The following is a 17,158-nucleotide window of genomic DNA, read 5'->3' as shown; positions in this document are numbered from 1 at the left end:
CGGGCGCCGTGGTGCTCGCCTCCGAGGGCGGGGCCGTCCCGGTGGTGCACCCCGGTGCCGCCGACGGGGTGTTCTCGCTGCTGTGGCTGGTCATCGCGCTGCCGCTGGCCGGTGCCGTCGTGCTGCTGCTCGGCGGCGCCATGGCGCGGGGTGCCCTCGACAGGGTCGGCCACTGGCTCGGCACCGCCACCGTGGCCGGGTCCTTCGCGCTGAGCGTGGCCCTGTTCGTCTCCCTGCTCGGTCGCTCCGAGGAGGAGCGCCAGGTCGGCCAGCACCTCTACACCTGGTTCCAGGTCGGTGGGCTCGACGTGGGCATGGACCTGCTCTACGACCCGCTGTCCGCGCTGTTCCTGCTGCTCATCACCGGCGTCGGCGCGCTGATCCACGTCTACTCCATCGCCTACATGGAGCACGACCCCCGCCGGCGCCGCTTCTTCGGCTACCTCAACCTGTTCGTCGCCGCGATGCTCGTGCTGGTCCTGTCGGCCAACTACCTCGGCCTGTTCCTCGGCTGGGAGGGCGTCGGCCTCGCGTCGTACCTGCTCATCGGCTTCTGGCAGCACAAGCACTCCGCGGCCGCGGCCGCCAAGAAGGCCTTCGTCATCAACCGGGTCGGTGACATCGGGCTCTCGCTGGCCATCGCCCTGATGTTCGCCACCTTCGGCACCACCGACTTCGCGGCCATCAGCGCCGTGTCCGGCGAGGCCGGCCAGGGCACGCTCAACGCCCTCGGCCTCCTGCTGCTGCTCGGTGCGTGCGGCAAGTCGGCGCAGGTGCCCCTCCAGGCGTGGCTGCTCGACGCGATGGAGGGCCCGACCCCGGTCTCGGCGCTCATCCACGCCGCGACCATGGTCACCGCCGGCGTCTACCTCGTCGTCCGCTCCAACTTCATCTACGAGCTGGCGCCGGCCGCGCAGACCGTCGTGGTCATCGTGGCCACCGTCACGCTCCTGTGGGGTGCGATCCTCGGCTGCGCCAAGGACGACATCAAGAAGGCGCTCGCCGGCTCCACGATGAGCCAGATCGGCTACATGATGCTGGCCGCCGGGCTCGGCGTCGCGGGCTACCCGTTCGCGATCTTCCACCTGCTCACCCACGGCTTCTTCAAGGCCAACATGTTCCTCGGCGCCGGCTCGGTCATGCACGGCATGGACGACGACGTGGACATGCGCCACTACGGCGGGCTCTCGAAGTACATGCCGGTGACGTTCCTGACCTTCGCGATGGGCTACCTCGCGATCATCGGCTTCCCCGGGTTCTCCGGCTTCTGGTCCAAGGACAAGATCATCGAGACCGCCCTGGCCGAGAACCTCGTCGTCGGCCTCTGCGCCCTCCTGGGCGCCGGCATCACCGGCTTCTACATGACCCGGCTGATGCTCATGACGTTCTTCGGCGAGAAGCGCTGGTCCGAGGGCGTCCACCCGCACGAGTCGCCGAAGCTGATGACGATCCCGCTCGTCGTGCTGGCCGCGCTCTCGGTCCTCGGCGGGGTGCTGCTCCTCGGTGACTTCGTCGTCGACTTCCTGGCCCCGGTGACGGGCGTCGCCGAGCACCACGAGCCGCCGCTGGCGCCGATCGCCATCACGATCCTCGCCGTGCTGGTGGTCGCGGTCGGCGTCGGTGCCGCGTGGTACCTCGTCGGCCGCCAGGCCGTGCCCCGCGAGGCCCCGCAGGACGTCTCCTTCGCCACCCGCGCCGCGCGCGCCGACCTGTACGGCGACGCCATCAACGACGCGGTCGTCGTCCGGCCCGGCCTGCACCTCGTGCACGGCCTGGTCACCTTCGACCGGGTCGGCGTCGACGGGGCCGTCGAGGGCGGCTCCGCGGCGGTCGGCGGCATCTCCGGCGTGCTGCGCCGCGTCCAGAACGGTTTCGTCCGCTCCTATGCCCTGTCCCTGCTCGGCGGCGTCCTGCTCGTCGTCCTGGCCCTCCTGGCGGTGAACCTGGCATGAGCGACCTTCCTGTGCTGACCATCCTGATCGCGCTGCCCCTCGTGGGCGCGCTGGTCACGGCCTTCCTCCCGGGGGCCACGGCGCGCCTGGTCGGCGTCGGCGTCTCCGGCGTCGCGCTGGTGTGGGCCGTCCTGGCCGCGCTGACTTCGTACACCGTCGACGGCGGCATGCAGCTGACCGAGACCCACACGTGGATCGAGGCCCTGGGCGTGCACTACGCGCTGGGCGTCGACGGCCTCGGGCTGGTCATGGTGCTGCTCACGACGCTGCTCGTGCCGATCGTGCTCGTCGCCTCCTGGCACGAGGCCGACGCGCCCGGCAACGGCGGCAGCCGGGCCTTCGTGGCCTGGGTGCTGGCGCTCGAGGCGATGTCGCTGGCCGTCTTCACCGCCACCGACGTGTTCCTCTTCTACGTCGTCTTCGAGGCCACCCTGATTCCCGCCTACTTCCTCATCGGCGGCTTCGGCCGCGAGGGACGCGGGGGAGCGGCCGTCAAGTTCCTCATCTACCAGCTCGCCGGCGGCCTCGTGATGCTCGCGTCGGTGATCGGGTTCTACGTCGTGTCCGCCGACGCGGGGCGCCCCAGCTTCCTGATCAGCGACCTCGCAGCCCTGGACATCGACCCCGTCACCCAGCGCTGGCTCTTCCTGGGCTTCTTCATCGCGTTCGCGATCAAGGCGCCGCTGTTCCCGGTCCACACCTGGCTGGCCGACACCACCGAGCACGCGACCACGGGCACCTCGGTGCTGCTGGTCTGCGTGCTCGACAAGATCGGCACCTTCGGGATGCTGCGCTTCTGCCTCGGCCTGCTTCCCGACGCCTCGCAGTGGGCGACGCCCGCCGTGGTCGTCCTCGCCCTCATCTCCATCGTGTACGGCGCGCTGGTGGCGATCGGGCAGGACGACGTCCTGCGCCTGATCGGTCTCACGTCGCTGAGCCACTTCGGCTTCATCGTCCTGGGCATCTTCGTGCTCAACACCCAGGGCGGCTCCGGCGCGGTGCTCTACATGGTCAACCACGGCGTCGCGACCGCCGCGCTCTTCCTGGTGGCGGGTTACCTCGTCCAGCGCCGGGGGACCGCCTCGATCCGCGCCATGGGCGGCGGCATCGAGAAGGGCGCCCCGGTCCTGGCCGGCATCTTCCTCATCTCCGGCCTCGCGGCGTGCGGCCTGCCCGGCCTCTCGACGTTCGTGTCGGAGATGCTCGTGCTCATCGCCGCCTTCCAGCACGCCTGGTGGGCCGGCGCCGTCGCGGTCACCGCGATCGTGCTCGCCGCGATCTACGTGCTGTGGCTCTACCAGCGCACCATGACCGGCCCCGAGCAGGTGGACGTCCGTGACCTCGACCGTCGCGAGGTGGGCACCCTGGCTCCGCTGGTCCTGGCCCTGGTGCTCTTCGGCTTCGTGCCGATGCCGCTGCTCGACGCGATCAACCCCTACGTCGAGGACACCCTCGCGGAGGTCGGCGTCACCGACGAAGCCCCGACCGTCCCGGCTGCGGACGACACGGGCGACCACGCAACCGATGAGGCAGCCGACGGCGCGGCCAGCTCGCAGGGAGGCCACGAGTGAACGAGTTCATCAAGCCGACGATCGAGTACTTCGAGCTCTGGCCCCTGCTCGTCGTCTTCGGCGTCGCCTGCCTCGGCGTCGTCGTCGAGGCGTTCGCGCCCCGCTCGGCCCGCTACCTGGCGCAGGTCCTGCTCACCGCTGGCGGGCTCGTCGCCGCGCTCGTGGGCGTCGTGCTGATCGCCCGCGACAGCGAGGTCTACGCCGACGGCGCCGCGCGCGGCGTGCTCGCCGTCGGCGGCACCATCGCCGTCGACGGCCCCACGCTGTTCATCTGGGGCCTGGTCCTGGTCCTCGCCCTGGGCGGGACCCTGCTCTTCGCGGAGCGGCACCTCGACGGCGGCGTCTCGGCGTTCGCCGGCCAGGCGGCCGCGCTGCCGGGCACCGAGGCCGAGCGCGAGGCCTCGACCCGCGGGCTCGACCACACCGAGGTCTACCCGCTGCTGATGTTCGCGGTCTTCGGGATGATGCTCTTCCCGGCGGCCAACGACCTGCTGACCATGTTCGTGGGCCTCGAGGTCCTCTCCCTGCCGCTCTACCTCCTGTGCGGCCTGGCGCGCCGGCGCCGGTTGCTGAGCCAGGAGGCCGCGCTCAAGTACTTCCTGCTCGGCGCCTTCTCCAGCGGCTTCTTCCTGTACGGCGTCGCGCTCGTCTACGGCTACGCCGGCTCGATGCAGTTCGCCGCCATCAACGAGGCCGTCCGCAACGACACCGGCAACAGCGCCCTGCTGCTCATCGGCGTCGGCATGCTGGCCGTCGGCCTGTTCTTCAAGGTCGGTGCGGTGCCCTTCCAGGCCTGGACCCCGGACGTCTACCAGGGCGCCCCGACCCCGGTCACGGCCTTCATGGCCGCAGGCACCAAGGTCGCGGCGTTCGGCGCGATGCTCCGGCTCTTCTACGTCGCCTTCGGCGCGGACCGCTGGTCGTGGCAGCCGATGATGTGGATCATCGCGATCCTCACCATGCTGCTCGGCGCCGTGCTCGCCGTCACCCAGACCGACATGAAGCGGATGCTGGCCTACTCCTCGGTCGCCCACACCGGCTTCCTGCTCACCGGCGTCCTCGGTGTCCAGCAGACGTCGGCGCTGGCCGACGGTGAGCTGACCGCCCTGCAGGCGGTGCTGTTCTACCTCGCGACCTACGGCTTCGCCGTGCTGGGCGCCTTCGCGGTGGTCGGCCTGGTCCGGGACTCGGGCGGCGAGGCCACGGCGATGTCGCGGTGGTCGGGCCTGGGCAAGGAGTCGCCCGTCGTGGCCGGCGTGTTCGCGTTCTTCCTCCTGGCGATGGCCGGCATCCCGCTGACCTCCGGCTTCGTGGGCAAGCTCGCGGTGTTCTCGGTGGCCCTGGCCGCCGGGGCGTGGCCGGTCGTGATCGTGGCCGTGCTGGCCAGCATCATCGCCGCCTTCTTCTACATCCGGGTCATCAAGGCGATGTACTTCGACGAGCCGGTCGGGGACGGACCCACCGTCGCGTACCCGAGCGTGCTCACCGCGACGACCATCGCGCTGGGTGCCGCTGCGACGTTGATGCTGGGGATCCTGCCGGGCCCGTTGCTCGATCTGGCGGGTCTTGCGGGACAATTCATCAGGTGACCACCCCTTCCGCGCCGGCGCTGGCGCTCCCCGTCGTCGACGAGGCCCTCGCACGACGCCTCTCCGCACGGCTCGAGGTCGTCGAGGAGATGCTCGTCGGGCACACCCGTGCGCGGACGGCGTACGTCTCCGAGGCCGCCGGCCACCTGATGCGCGCCGGAGGCAGGCGCTTCCGCCCGTTGCTCGTGCTGCTCGCGGCCGAGGCGGGGGACACCCCCGACGCGGACGAGGTGCTGGCCGCGGCCTGCGTGGTGGAGCTGACCCACGTGGCGTCGCTCTACCACGACGACGTGATGGACGAGGCCGCCATGCGGCGTGGGGCCGACACGGCCAACGCCCGCTGGGACAACCACGTCGCGATCCTCACCGGGGACTACCTGTTCGGGAAGTCGTCCGAGGTGACCGCGCAGCTGGGCCCTGAGGCCGTGCTCATCCAGTCGCGCACCTTCACCGAGCTGGTCGAGGGCCAGATCCTCGAGACCGTCGAGCCGGGGCCCGACGAGGACCCGCTCGAGCACTACCTCGAGGTCGTCGCCGGCAAGACCGGTTCCCTGATCGCCACCTCCGCCGAGTACGGCGCGATGTTCGGAGGCGCCTCCGCCGAGGTGCGCACCGCCCTGCGCGGGTACGGCGAGATCGTGGGCGCGGCCTTCCAGCTCTCCGACGACATCGTGGACATCGCCTCCGAGTCGACCGAGTCGGGCAAGACCCCCGGCACCGACCTGCGCGAGGGCGTGCCGACCCTGCCGGTGCTCATGGCGCGCGCCTCCACCGACCCCGCGGACGCCCGGCTGCACGAGCTCCTCGACGCCGACCTGACCGACGACACCCTGCGCGCCGAGGCCCTCGACCTGCTGCGCAAGCACCCGGCCATGGATGAGGCGCGGGCCTACGTGGTCGCGGAGTCCGAGCGGGCCAAGGCGCTGCTCGGCGTCCTGGAGCCCGGGCCGGTCCGCACCGCGCTCGAGTCCTTCGCCGACATCGTCGCCAGCCGCACCTCCTGAGGCAGACCGCCCCGTCTGGCTGGGTGGGCCGATGGGTGACCTCGCGTGCCGGGATCTGCCGATGTCAGCGTGTCCGGTAGCGCATCATCCAGAATGGCTCGCATGACCGACGACTCACATCGACTGCCCTTGGACAGCCCGAGATGGAGCCGACTGTGGACCCGGATGGGGCCCGGTGCGTATCCGGTTCCGCAGGCGCTCCGGGACCTCGGCGACGACCCGTCGGACCTCGAGCTCTTCCGGGAGATGTGGCCGGAGATCTGCGCCGAGGAGACGACGTACGACGCCGCCTTCGCCGCTGTCCCCTACCTGATGGACTTCGCAGGGCGCCTAGACCCGGCGGATGCGGACGAATACCTCATCGTCGCCGGACTGATCGCAACTTACGCCTCCGACGTGCCGAGCGACTTGGAACCGGCCTTCAGGACAGCGATGCGCCGGGGACTGACCCTTGCGCTCGAGCGCCTCAAGACCTGCAAGACCAATGCAGACCTGCGGTACCTACTGGCATCGGTGGCCGCCATGAGAGGGCGCACGGACCTCGCGGAGGTGCTGCAGGACCTCGACGCGATCCAGGAACCCTGCCCGACGTGCGGAACCGTCGTGTACCCCTCGGCGTTGCAGGCGGCGATCGAACGGGACCGATCGTCCTGAGCCGGAGTCCTTGGACCTCAGGCCATCCGGATCTGCCTCGACGAGTGCACGCTCATGCCGATGACAGGATGCGGTGGGGCACCAATTGGACGGCGCATTTGGCGCGCAGTCTAGACCGGCTAGGCGATGGCCGGATCGTCCTGAACAGTGGCAAGGAGGTCGCTCGGTCAGGTACGGCGAACCCGCGTCGCTCCAGATGCCCAACGGCTGAAGGAGCAGTCATGCGTACAAAAATTCGCCGACTGGCGCTACCGGGCATGCTGATGGTCTGCTCGCTCGGGGTGGGGCTGGTGACCCCAGCGAACGCCGCGGGCACCACCCAGGTCTCCGGGTCGGGAACCTACGCCACTACCGGTAGCGAGTGCGACACGCCGCCCGCGGGGTTCGCCGACTATCCGGGGCTGATCCTCACCGGCGACCTGGAGGGCTGCCTGTACACAGACGTCGTGACGTCCAAGGATCTGGGAGCCCCTAGCGGGATCTACATCGAGACCGGCCGCGAGCTGGTCGTGGCCAGTCTGAACGGCGGGCCCGTCGGCACCTTCACGACGACGTACAAGTTCGAGTCCAAGTGGGCCCCGGACGTGTCGACAGGAGTCGAGGTCAAAGGACGGTGCCAGCACCCGATCACCGTGGGGTCCGGAACCGGCGGCTTCACCGGTGCTACCGGACGGCTCAACTTCAAGGACGAAGTCACCACCGGCACGTACTTCTACCGGGGCCACATCGCGCTCGGCTGACCACCCGGGTCCCGTCGTCCCGCCCGGCGTAGGACGAGCCAGGTCAGCTCGGCGGGCCGAGAGCGCCGCTCTTGAGCCGCGGACGTCGTCCTCGCAGTCAGGTAGATGGGCCGTCACCGGCGTCTACTCGAAACTGCCCCCGGACGAATCAACGGTCAGGTCGTCGATCAGCCACTCGCCGTCCCGGTTCTCGAGCGTCGCGGTGCCGTTCCAGTAGGACTCCCCGGGTGAGCCCGCATCCAGCAGCAGCTCGGTGCCCTCAACGGGGTAGTTCACGCTCGTACCTGTGAACTCAAAGTCGATCCGGATGTCGTCGCCGGCCCAACGCGAGTCCGACAGCTCGACGCGCACGTTCGTGTCGGTGACGCCGGTCGGTCGGCCGCGCATGGCTGCCTCGTACGCCGCGCCGGGGTGGACCTCGCGCGCCGTGAGGTAGGGCGCCTGAGCGTCAATCCGAGCGCTCAGGTCGTCCTGTGCCTGACTCCGCACGGCGAAGAAGGCCCGCAAGGTGCCCTCCGCCGCCCGCATCGCATCAGCGTGAGCTGAGCTCTCGGACTCGGCAACAGCGGCTGGCGCACCATCTGGCGGAGATGACTCTGCCGCGCACGCGGCCGTGGTCAGCGCCAACATCAGCACCGCGCACGCCGCCAGGCTCACTCGGTATCGCCCCGTGCTCATGGGCTGATGCTAGGGAAGTCGACACGTGGCCCGTGCGGAACGCACTCATCTGCCGTGATCCGTGCGTCCGCTCATGCCGAATTGCGGATGCGGGCAACGAGTCGGGTGCTCAACTGGGGCGCACTTCGGGTGCGTCTGTCGTCGTTTGCCGCAATGACGACCCGCGAGATCCTGGCGCGGGAGAGCTGTGAAGAGTGCACGCTCGTGCCGCTGGAAGCGCGTGGAACTGCTGATGAACGGACTGCCCGGCGCCCACGCTGACCATCCGGCGCCGTCAGAGTCCTCTCGCCGTGGCCAGTGGGACTGGCTGCTCCAGACCGGACCAGGTGCCGTGGAGGGCATGCTCGTGGGTCGTGCGTGCAGCGGGATCGACCACGCGGAGCAGCGTCAGCTCATGCGTTCGCGACGTGATGACCGTGCGGTTGCCATCGCTCGAACAATCCACGTCTTCACGCTGCCGAACGGCTGGTGCCCCACGGTCGGTCGGGCCAGTCCCTGTGCCCGTGACGAAGACGGTGGGAGTGCGCCGATCCCGGCGACCGTCGCCCTCGACGTACTCCTCCGCCTGAGTGGCGTAACCGAGAACGACGTCGGTGAGCACGCTCGCATAGACGGGGTCTGCGCATGCGTCATAGACCCAGCGTCGACCCAGGACCGAATGCTGTGTGGTCCCGATCAGAAAGCGCTCGCCGCCGGGAAGCGGTACCCCGCGATAGGTCAGCGGCACCTGAAGAATCGGGCCACCCTCGGCACGAATGAGGTGAGTCTCGATGCCGACTTCTCCCAGGGGATCGTCGAACCTGTAGGCGCCGACAGCCACGAGCTGGGAATGTTCGTCCCCGACGTACCACGACTGAGCCGGAAGCCAACCGCCGAGCAGTTCGAGCTTCGTGGGGCGGAGGTCGGCGCGATGGAGGATGGCCACCGGAAGACGTTAGGCCCCAGCCACGGAGCGGCATGCCTCCCTCATACAGTGGCGTTTCGTGCAGTCGCTTCGCGCAGAGCTCCGCGCTCTACCCGTCCTGTCGTCGGTTCCCCGCCCCTTCGACGTCAACAGCGCCCCGGCCACTCCGCAGGAGCTGTTCGTCGACTGGTTCAGGCAAGCCGTTGATGCCGGCGAGGCAGAACCGCACGCAATGACGCTGTCCACCTGCGACGCGCTGGGGCGGCCTGACGCCCGCGTCCTCATCCTCAAGGACCTCGACGAGCAGGGTTGGTGGTTCGCGACCAGCTCCGCGAGCACCAAGGGTCAGCAACTCGAGCAGCGGCCCACCGCGGCGCTCACCTTCTACTGGCGAACGCTGGGGCGCCAGGTCCGGGTTCGCGGCACGGTCCTCACCGCTTCCGACGAACGGGCGGCCGCTGACTTCCGGGCGCGCGGTCTGGGAGCACGCGCAGTGGCACTCGCAAGCCGGGAGAGTCAGCCCCTCGCGGACCCGTCAGAGTGCAGAGAAGCGGTTCAGGTCGCACGGGCAGCCCTCGAAGCCCACCCCGGACTCGTCTCGCCCAACTGGGCGCTCTACTCGGTCAACCCGGATCAGGTGGAGTTCTGGCAAGCGGACCCGGATCGCCAGCACGCTCGGCTCCGTTATGCGGGCAGCGGATCGAGGTGGGTGCAGACCCTTCTGTGGCCCTGAGCAACAACACAAGGGAACGAACGCGCCGCCGTCTGTCTCGGCACCTACACTCCGGGCGTGCCTCGGATGACGGTCAAGCTGTTGCTGCTGGACGAGGAGGATCGTGTTCTGCTCATTCGCGCGGCAGACCCTCGAACGGGTCGTCAGCGGTGGTACCCAGTTGGTGGAGGTGTTGAGCCCGGCGAGTCGCTTCAACAGGCGGCGAGACGTGAGGCCTACGAGGAAACTGGGCTCGCGGAGCTGCCGATGGGAACGCTCGTCTGGACCCGCGATCACACCTATCGGTACGACGGTCGGACCGTGGACGTCCATGAGGACTGGCTCGTCCACTCCGTGCAGCACTTCGACCCGGCCCCTGCGGACTTGAGCGAGCACGAGACCACGAGCGTCCTGGGGTTCCGCTGGTGGCATGCCCGGCAGTTGTCGCAGACGAAGGACACCGTGTTCCCGCCGGGACTGGGAGACCTGCTGTCAGCGCTACTGCGGGACGGACCGCCGCCCGTGCCGGTAGACATCACCGAGCCGGTCCGCTCCTGATTGTCGAGCCGATCTCACCAACGGGAGGTGAGGTGGCGAGGACGTCCCGGTGCGAGCCTGCCGATGGAGGGCGGCGTCTCGAAGCGGCCACACCGAGGCCCAGGTCGACCCGACCGGGATCCTCCCCGAAATCGAGAAATGACCTGACAGGACCACACCATGACCGCCGTCATCATCGTCGCCGCCATCATCGTCGCCGCCGTCCTTGCGAATGTCGCCAAGCACTTCGGTCTCTGACGCTGTACCCAGGGTCTTTCGCCTCGTGCCCACCCGAGGCATGGGGTGCAGGCTGGATTCATGGATACCGAGGCACTCCCCGTGCATCCGTCTGCCGACGAGCTGCTGCACGCCCTCGGGCACGCCGTGATCGCGACGGACACGCGGGGGACGGTGCTGTTCTGGAACGGTGCCGCCGAGCAGCTGTACGGCTGGCCCGCCGCGGAGGCCGTGGGGCGTGACGTCACGGAGGTGACGGTGCCGGAGCTCTCCCAGCGGGCGGCGGCGGAGATCATGGCTGCTCTGCGGGAGGGCCGTCCCTGGTCCGGTGGATTCCCGGTACGGCGCCGCGGCGGCGAGGTGCTGCACGCGCTGGTCACCGACAGCGGCGTGTACCGCAACGGTGAGCTGGTCGCCATCGTCGGCGCCTCCCTCAACCTCGGCGACGCCGTCCGGCACCTGATGGAGCGTTCCAGCGACGCCGCAGTCCTGGTCGACGCGCACCATGTCGTCAGCTACGCCAGTCCAGCCGTCGCGAACCTCTTCGGTTGGCCGGTCGACGAGGTCGTGGGCAGACCCATCACGGACCGCATCCACCCGCAGGACCTCGACGTCTTCGAGGAGCTGCTGGCCGCCGATCCGACCCGGGCGGAGCGGGTCGGTGAAGTCCGGGTCCGCACCGATGACGCCTGGTCCTGGGTGGAGGTGGCGGCGACCGACCTCTACACCCAGCCCGGGTCGCTGGGCCAGGTCTGCAACATCCGGCGCAGTGAGCGACTTGCCCGCCTCGAGGAGCGCGAGCGCATCCTCGAGGCGGTCCATTCCGAGGTGCTCCAGGACCTGTTCGCGGCCACGCTCGAGATCGACCTTGCGCTGACGGACGCGGCACCCTCGAGCGCGGCGCGGATCGATGCCGCCCGCGAGGCCGTGGGGCGAGCCATCCAAGCCCTCCGCGAGGTCGTCAAGCCGTAGTGGCCGGCGATCCATCCCGGCCCGCCGGTCCGAGCCAGGTCTCGGGGAACCACACGTCAGTGACCTGCAGCTCGCCTCGCAGGCGCGCGGCGAGTGCGGAGAACGCTGACGCCGCATCAAGCCCGAAGCCCCGATCCCCGGCTGTCCGGCATGTGCGCGGTCACCCCCACGATCGTCAGCCGGCCGAAACGCTCCTCGTCGGCCGGCCACAGACAGCGCGCACGTGCCGTTGGCAGTGCGCGCCTGCTACGGCCCGCAGCTATTGGAGTGCTCTGCAGGCTGACGTGATGGCGGGGACCAGGACGCGATAGCCGGTCCCGTTGAGATGGACCCCGTCCTCCGCGAACGCCTTCGCGCCCGACGACTCGAGGAGGAGGTCCGTGCGCACGACGTGCCCGCCGACTCCTTCACACACCTCGATGGCCGCCAGCCGGTACTCGTCGATCACTGCGTTCGTGCGGTCACGAGCTCCTGACAGACGTCCTTCGACCACCCCGGGTGGAGCGACGAGCACCCAGCGCCGCGGCGACTGGGACGCCATGAACGTCGACAGGGTCTGCACGAACTCGGAGACGGGAACGTTCTTCCACGGAGCAGCGTCATTCGTGCCCACCGACAGGACCACGGTGTCCGAGTCGTGCAGACCGACCGCGCCTGCCTGCCTCAGCAGGTCGCGCGAGGATGCGCCACCCTCGGCTGCATTGCGAACGTCGCCGGAGAGCCTCGGTAGCTCCCGGCGCAGCCTGGCCAGGTGGCTGTCCCCGACCAACACCGTGCGCACGAACGCCACCCTAGAAGGACGCTCAACAGGCGGAGGCCTCGGCCACCAGGCGCAGCTGGCGGCGCCGGTGGTTGACCGCCTCGACGGTGAAGATCATCAGCGCGACCCAGACCAGCCCGAAGCCGATCCAGCGCCCGGGCGGCATGGCCTCGTGGAACAGCAGGACGCCGAGCGCGAACTGGATGACCGGAGCGAGGTACTGCAGCAGCCCGAGCACGACCAGCGGCACCCGGATCGCCGCGGCCCCGAAGCACAGCAGCGGGATCGCGGTCACCACCCCGGTCGTCGTGAAGAGCAGCGCGTGCCCCAGTCCCTCCGAGCCCATGCTCGAGCTCCCGGTGAGGACCAGCCACGCGACGTACGCCCCCGCGACCGGGGCGATGACGGCCGTCTCGACGGTCAGGCTGACGACGGCGTCGACGCCGGCCTGCTTCTTGGCCAGCCCGTAGGAGCCGAACGTGAAGGCCAGCACCAGCGCGACGTACGGCAACCGGCCGTAGTCGACGGTGAGCACGACGACGGCCAGCGTTCCGATCCCGACGGCGACCCACTGCAGCTGCCGCAACCGCTCCCCGAGGACGAGGACGCCCATCAGGACCGTGACGAGCGGGTTGATGAAGTAGCCCAGCGACGTCTCCACCACGCGACCGTTGTTGACGCCCCAGATGTACGCCGCCCAGTTGACCGAGATCACCACGGCGGCGAAGGCCAGCAGCCGGAACCTGCGCCGGTCGCGGACGACAGCCATGACGGCCGAGGTCTGCCGCAGCGCGACCATGACGAGGGCCATCGTGACCGCGGACCACATCACCCGGTGGGCGAGGATCTCGACGGCACCGGCGGGCTCCAGAAGCGGCCAGTAGAGCGGGAACGCACCCCACAGCGAGTACGCCGCCACCCCGAAGAGGAAGCCGCGACGAGATTCCTGCACGACTCCGACCCTAGTGGCGTCATGACCTAGGATGCGGCTGGTCTCGAAACCGTGCGGTGCGCTGCGCACCGCCCGACCACACCCGATCCGTCCAAGGGGGACACACCATGCGGAACTTCCGCACCGTGGCAACCGGCGTGCTGGCCTCGCTCGTGGGCTTGGCGGCCGTCGTCGCCGGCCCGACCACCGCGAGCAACGCCCAGCAGTCGAAGCCCGAGCGCGTCATCACCGAGACGCCGCCGAAGCAGGTCTCTTACAACGCCTTCCGCCTCAAGGGCAAGGTCGAGAACCCGCAGGCCGACGGCACCCTGGTGCCGTTCCAGGGCAAGGTGCTGCTCACCAAGAAGGCCTGCAAGACCTGCAATTTCAAGACGGTCCGCAAGATCAAGGTCAACGACAAGGGCGTCTTCAAGGCCCGCCTGACCGTGCCCGATCGGGGCCGCTGGAAGTGGCAGGTCAAGGTCAAGAGCAACGCGACCTACGCCACCACCAAGGGCGAGAAGTGGACGCTCTTCTTCAACTGAGACACGACCGCTGACCCACTCCCCGGAGCGGGCCGCACCGCTTTCCACGACGACCCGGCGCCTCGCGCCGGGTCGTCGTCGCATCCCGGGGACCGCGGTGACTCGGTGGGAGAGCGCTCAGACGACGGTCCACGTGTCGCCGGCGCCGATGAGCGCGGCGAGGCGGGACTGCTGGTCGTCGTCGGCGGCACCGCCGCGGGCGGTGGTGATCTGCGCGCGCGCCTGGTCGTCGTACGTCGCCCGCTCGACCTGACGGAAGATGCCGATCGGCGACTGGTTGAGGTAGCCGGAGTCGGTGAGCCTACTGATCGCGAACGCGGTCGACGGGTCGGGGTGGTGGGCGTCGTGGACGAGGACGTCGGCCTCGTCGACGTCGGCCGAGTCCACGACGAGGACCCCGCTGCCGGCGGGATCGCGGACCAGGGCCTTGGACCCGAGCCCCGACTCCAGGGGCGTCCCGAAGCGGATCGGCTCGCCGTGGACGAGCGGGATGATCGCGTCGGCCTTGGTGTCGGGGTTCTTGATCGCGTCGAACGCGCCGTCGTTGAAGATCGGGCAGTTCTGGTAGATCTCGACCAGCGACGTGCCGCGGTGCGCGGCGGCGGCGGCGAGCACCGACGTGAGGTGCTTGCGGTCGGAGTCGATGGTGCGGGCCACGAAGGACGCCTCGGCGCCCAGGGCGAGCGAGACGGGGTTGAACGGGTGGTCGACCGACCCCATCGGGGTCGACTTGGTGACCTTGCCGGTCTCCGAGGTGGGGGAGTACTGCCCCTTGGTCAGGCCGTAGATCCGGTTGTTGAACAGCAGGATCGTCATGTTGACGTTGCGGCGCAGCGCGTGGATCAGGTGGTTGCCGCCGATCGAGAGCGCGTCGCCGTCGCCGGTGACGACCCAGACCGACAGGTCCTCGCGGGCGGTGGCGATGCCGGTCGCGATCGACGGCGCCCGGCCGTGGATCGAGTGCATGCCGTAGGTGTCGAGGTAGTAGGGGAACCGCGACGAGCAGCCGATGCCGGAGACGAACACGATGTTCTCGCGGCGCAGCCCGAGGTCGGGCAGGAACGACTGGACGGCCTTGAGGACCGCGTAGTCACCGCAGCCGGGGCACCAGCGCACCTCCTGGTCGGAGGTGAAGTCCTTGCCGGTCTGCGTCTCGCCCTCGCCGATCGTGGGGACGCCCTCGGTGCCGGTACGCAGCCCGGGCAGGCCCAGGTCGGTGGCGCTTCCGGTGGCGCTGTCGGTGCTCATGCGATGTCGTCCTCTCCGTCGGTGGTTCCCGTGCCGGCGGGGGAGGTCACGAGGTCGACCTCGATCCCCTCGGCCTCGGCGACGAGGCCGCCGATCACGTCGGCCAGCACGGCCGCCTTGAGGGGCAGGCCGCGCACCTCGTTGTAGCCGACGACGTCGACCAGGTACTTGGCGCGCAGCAGCAGGGACAGCTGGCCGAGGTTCATCTCGGGGACCAGCACCCTGTCGTAGCGGCGCAGGATCTCGCCGAGGTCCTGCGGGAAGGGGTTGAGGTGGCGCAGGTGGGCCTGCGCGACCTGGTAGCCGGCCTTGCGGACGCGGCGTACGCCGGCTCCGATGGGGCCGTACGTGGATCCCCAGCCGAGGACCAGGACCTTGGCGGCGCCGTCGGGGTCGTCGACCTCGAGCGGAGGCAGCGAGGCGGCGATCCGGTCGACCTTCGCCTGCCGGGTGCGGACCATGTAGTCGTGGTTGGCCGGGTCGTAGGAGATGTTGCCGTGCCCGTCGCCCTTCTCCAGGCCGCCGATGCGGTGCTCCAGGCCCGGCGTGCCGGGGATCGCCCACGGACGGGCGAGCGTCTCGGCGTCGCGCTCGTAGGGCCAGAACTCGGCCTCGTCCCCATCGCCGTGATTGGGCACCGTGGCGAAGGCGGGGTCGATCGCCGGCAGCTCGGAGACCTCGGGGATGCGCCACGGCTCGGAGCCATTGGCGAGGTAGCCGTCGGAGAGCAGCATCACCGGGGTGCGGTAGGTGATGGCGATGCGAGCGGCCTCCAGGGCGGCGTCGAAGCAGTCGCCGGGGGAGCGGGGCGCCACGATCGGCACCGGGGCCTCGCCGTTGCGGCCGAACATCGCCTGCAGCAGGTCGGCCTGCTCGGTCTTGGTCGGCAGGCCCGTCGAGGGACCACCGCGCTGCACGTCGATGACCAGCAGCGGCAGCTCGGTCATCACGGCGAGGCCGATCGCCTCGGACTTGAGGGCGATGCCCGGGCCCGAGGTGGTGGTCACCCCGAGGTGGCCGGCGAAGGAGGCGCCGATGGCGGCGCCGACGCCCGCGATCTCGTCCTCGGCCTGGAAGGTCGTCACGCCGAACGACTTGTGCTTGCTGAGCTCGTGGAGGATGTCCGAGGCCGGCGTGATCGGGTAGGAGCCGAGGAACACCTGGAGCCCGGACTGCACGCCACCGGCGACGAGGCCGTAGGCCAGCGCGAGGTTGCCGGTGATGTTGCGGTAGGTGCCCGCCGCCATCGGGGCCGGCTTGATCTCGTAGCGGACGATGAACGTCTCGGTGGTCTCGCCGAAGTTCCAGCCCGCCTTGAACGCCGTCACGTTGGCGTCGCGGATGTCGGGGACCTTGGCGAAGCGGCGCTCGAGGAACGTGATCGTCGACTCGGTCGGGCGCCCGTACATCCACGACAGCAGCCCGAGGGCGAACATGTTCTTGGCCCGGGCGGCGTCCTTGCGTGACAGCCCGAACTCCTTGACCGCCGCGACGGTCATGCCGGTGAGGTCGACGGGGTGCACCGCGAACTCCGCGAGGTCGTCGCCGTCGAGGGGGTTGGCCTCGTAGCCGGCCTTGGCGAGGTTGCGGGCGGTGAAGTCGTGGGTGTCGACGATGATCGTCGCCCCGACCGGGAGGTCGCCGAGGTTGGCGCGCAGCGCGGCGGGGTTCATCGCGACCAGCACGTCGGGTGCGTCACCGGCGGTGAGGATGTCGTGGTCGGCGAAGTGCACCTGGAACGACGAGACGCCGGGGAGCGTGCCCTGGGGGGCGCGGATCTCCGCGGGGAAGTTGGGCAGCGTCACCAGGTCGTTGCCGAAGACGGCCGACTCCTGCGTGAAGCGGTCCCCCGTCAGCTGCATGCCGTCGCCGGAGTCGCCGGCGAACCTGATGATCACCCGATCGAGCTGCTTGACCTGCTTGGTCACGGCCTTGTCACCTCTATGCCTCACTGCCTGTTCGTCCGGCTCACCACTGTAGTAGGGGGCCCACGTACGACGGCTCGTGCGCCGGTGCGTGGACCGGTCGCCGGAGGTGATGCGCGACACGTCCCGAGAAGTGGTGAAAGGAAGCGGGAAACCCTCCTAAGTCATGTAGCCTGCTCGACATTAGTCAGTAACTGTC

The 17,158-nt window shown here is 69.7% G+C and carries 16 protein-coding genes; 10 read left to right on the top strand and 6 right to left on the bottom strand.

What is annotated here, in order from left to right; genetic code table 11:
• The first annotated feature begins 41 nt into the window (after window positions 1-41).
• The 6 genes from nuoL (at window position 42) to ASG94_RS07020 (ending at window position 7,510) form a co-directional block, all read left to right on the top strand.
• Window positions 42-1,952, top strand: a complete 1,911-nt coding sequence (nuoL, locus tag ASG94_RS07045; RefSeq protein ID WP_235537223.1) for an NADH-quinone oxidoreductase subunit L — start codon at window positions 42-44, stop codon at window positions 1,950-1,952.
• Window positions 1,949-3,523, top strand: a complete 1,575-nt coding sequence (locus ASG94_RS07040; protein ID WP_056925601.1) for an NADH-quinone oxidoreductase subunit M — start codon at window positions 1,949-1,951, stop codon at window positions 3,521-3,523. Before nuoL ends, ASG94_RS07040 begins: the two co-directional genes overlap by 4 nt.
• Window positions 3,520-5,112: an NADH-quinone oxidoreductase subunit NuoN gene (gene nuoN, locus ASG94_RS07035; protein ID WP_056925600.1), complete on the top strand. Its 1,593-nt coding sequence runs from the start codon at window positions 3,520-3,522 to the stop codon at window positions 5,110-5,112. The genes ASG94_RS07040 and nuoN overlap by 4 nt, the downstream gene beginning before the upstream one ends.
• Entirely contained in the window at window positions 5,109-6,116 is a 1,008-nt protein-coding gene (locus ASG94_RS07030) for a polyprenyl synthetase family protein (protein WP_056925599.1), read from the top strand. Before nuoN ends, ASG94_RS07030 begins: the two co-directional genes overlap by 4 nt.
• A 102-nt stretch (window positions 6,117-6,218) precedes the next feature.
• The gene (locus ASG94_RS07025) at window positions 6,219-6,770 is read left to right on the top strand and encodes a hypothetical protein (protein ID WP_156411451.1); all 552 of its coding nucleotides are present in this window, start codon (window positions 6,219-6,221) and stop codon (window positions 6,768-6,770) included.
• A gap of 257 nt (window positions 6,771-7,027) precedes the next feature.
• On the top strand, window positions 7,028-7,510 hold the full coding sequence (locus ASG94_RS07020; RefSeq protein WP_056925597.1) for a hypothetical protein: 483 nt from the start codon (window positions 7,028-7,030) through the stop codon (window positions 7,508-7,510).
• A gap of 123 nt (window positions 7,511-7,633) precedes the next feature.
• Here the strand turns inward: ASG94_RS07020 and ASG94_RS07015 are convergent, their stop codons facing one another.
• Together ASG94_RS07015 and ASG94_RS07010 are read right to left on the bottom strand one after the other, a co-directional pair.
• On the bottom strand, window positions 7,634-8,188 hold the full coding sequence (locus tag ASG94_RS07015; RefSeq protein WP_156411450.1) for a hypothetical protein: 555 nt from the start codon (window positions 8,186-8,188) through the stop codon (window positions 7,634-7,636).
• A 274-nt stretch (window positions 8,189-8,462) separates the two neighbouring features.
• Window positions 8,463-9,113: a CG0192-related protein gene (locus tag ASG94_RS07010; protein ID WP_056925595.1), complete on the bottom strand. Its 651-nt coding sequence runs from the start codon at window positions 9,111-9,113 to the stop codon at window positions 8,463-8,465.
• A 58-nt stretch (window positions 9,114-9,171) separates the two neighbouring features.
• On the opposite strand from ASG94_RS07010, the gene ASG94_RS07005 reads away from it, so the two are divergent.
• From ASG94_RS07005 to ASG94_RS06995, 3 genes are all read left to right on the top strand, one after another.
• Window positions 9,172-9,825: a pyridoxine/pyridoxamine 5'-phosphate oxidase gene (locus ASG94_RS07005; RefSeq protein ID WP_156411449.1), complete on the top strand. Its 654-nt coding sequence runs from the start codon at window positions 9,172-9,174 to the stop codon at window positions 9,823-9,825.
• Between the two features lie 66 nt (window positions 9,826-9,891).
• Window positions 9,892-10,362 (top strand): NUDIX hydrolase, encoded by a 471-nt coding sequence (locus ASG94_RS07000; RefSeq protein WP_056925593.1) that lies wholly within the window; start codon window positions 9,892-9,894, stop codon window positions 10,360-10,362.
• A 297-nt stretch (window positions 10,363-10,659) separates the two neighbouring features.
• Window positions 10,660-11,550, top strand: a complete 891-nt coding sequence (locus tag ASG94_RS06995; protein ID WP_082623980.1) for a sensor histidine kinase — start codon at window positions 10,660-10,662, stop codon at window positions 11,548-11,550.
• 259 nt (window positions 11,551-11,809) lie between these two features.
• Here ASG94_RS06995 and ASG94_RS06990 read toward each other — a convergent pair whose 3' ends face one another.
• Both ASG94_RS06990 and rarD read right to left on the bottom strand, forming a co-directional pair.
• Window positions 11,810-12,331 carry an SGNH/GDSL hydrolase family protein gene (locus ASG94_RS06990; RefSeq protein WP_162260792.1) on the bottom strand — a complete coding sequence of 174 codons (522 nt, stop codon included), beginning with the start codon at window positions 12,329-12,331 and terminating at the stop codon, window positions 11,810-11,812.
• A 22-nt stretch (window positions 12,332-12,353) separates the two neighbouring features.
• Window positions 12,354-13,262 carry an EamA family transporter RarD gene (gene rarD, locus ASG94_RS06985; RefSeq protein WP_056925590.1) on the bottom strand — a complete coding sequence of 303 codons (909 nt, stop codon included), beginning with the start codon at window positions 13,260-13,262 and terminating at the stop codon, window positions 12,354-12,356.
• Window positions 13,263-13,369: 107 nt separating this feature from the next.
• Here rarD and ASG94_RS06980 point away from each other — a divergent pair, with 107 nt between their 5' ends.
• Window positions 13,370-13,786 (top strand): hypothetical protein, encoded by a 417-nt coding sequence (locus tag ASG94_RS06980; protein WP_056925589.1) that lies wholly within the window; start codon window positions 13,370-13,372, stop codon window positions 13,784-13,786.
• A gap of 117 nt (window positions 13,787-13,903) precedes the next feature.
• Here ASG94_RS06980 and ASG94_RS06975 read toward each other — a convergent pair whose 3' ends face one another.
• Together ASG94_RS06975 and ASG94_RS06970 are read right to left on the bottom strand one after the other, a co-directional pair.
• Complete coding sequence (locus ASG94_RS06975; protein ID WP_082623979.1) at window positions 13,904-15,034, bottom strand: 2-oxoacid:ferredoxin oxidoreductase subunit beta; 1,131 nt, start codon at window positions 15,032-15,034, stop codon at window positions 13,904-13,906.
• Entirely contained in the window at window positions 15,031-16,962 is a 1,932-nt protein-coding gene (locus tag ASG94_RS06970; RefSeq protein WP_056925588.1) for a 2-oxoacid:acceptor oxidoreductase subunit alpha, read from the bottom strand. Before ASG94_RS06970 ends, ASG94_RS06975 begins: the two co-directional genes overlap by 4 nt.
• Window positions 16,963-17,158 lie beyond the last annotated feature (196 nt).

This window comes from Nocardioides sp. Soil805 (assembly GCF_001429625.1).
Lineage (GTDB): Bacteria > Actinomycetota > Actinomycetes > Propionibacteriales > Nocardioidaceae > Nocardioides.
Note: the sequence above shows the minus strand (reverse complement) of the source record. Positions and strands in the feature narration are given on the sequence as shown.

Bases quoted from the DNA above. Each gene is read 5' to 3' on its own strand.
- ASG94_RS07000 (WP_056925593.1), top strand. From the start codon at position 9,892: ATGACGGTCAAGCTGTTGCTGCTGGACGAGGAGGATCGTGTTCTGCTC.
- ASG94_RS07015 (WP_156411450.1), bottom strand. From the start codon at position 8,188: ATGAGCACGGGGCGATACCGAGTGAGCCTGGCGGCGTGCGCGGTGCTG.
- ASG94_RS07020 (WP_056925597.1), top strand. From the start codon at position 7,028: ATGCTGATGGTCTGCTCGCTCGGGGTGGGGCTGGTGACCCCAGCGAAC.
- ASG94_RS07025 (WP_156411451.1), top strand. From the start codon at position 6,219: ATGACCGACGACTCACATCGACTGCCCTTGGACAGCCCGAGATGGAGC.
- ASG94_RS06995 (WP_082623980.1), top strand. From the start codon at position 10,660: ATGGATACCGAGGCACTCCCCGTGCATCCGTCTGCCGACGAGCTGCTG.
- ASG94_RS06980 (WP_056925589.1), top strand. From the start codon at position 13,370: ATGCGGAACTTCCGCACCGTGGCAACCGGCGTGCTGGCCTCGCTCGTG.
- ASG94_RS07040 (WP_056925601.1), top strand. From the start codon at position 1,949: ATGAGCGACCTTCCTGTGCTGACCATCCTGATCGCGCTGCCCCTCGTG.
- ASG94_RS06975 (WP_082623979.1), bottom strand. From the start codon at position 15,034: ATGAGCACCGACAGCGCCACCGGAAGCGCCACCGACCTGGGCCTGCCC.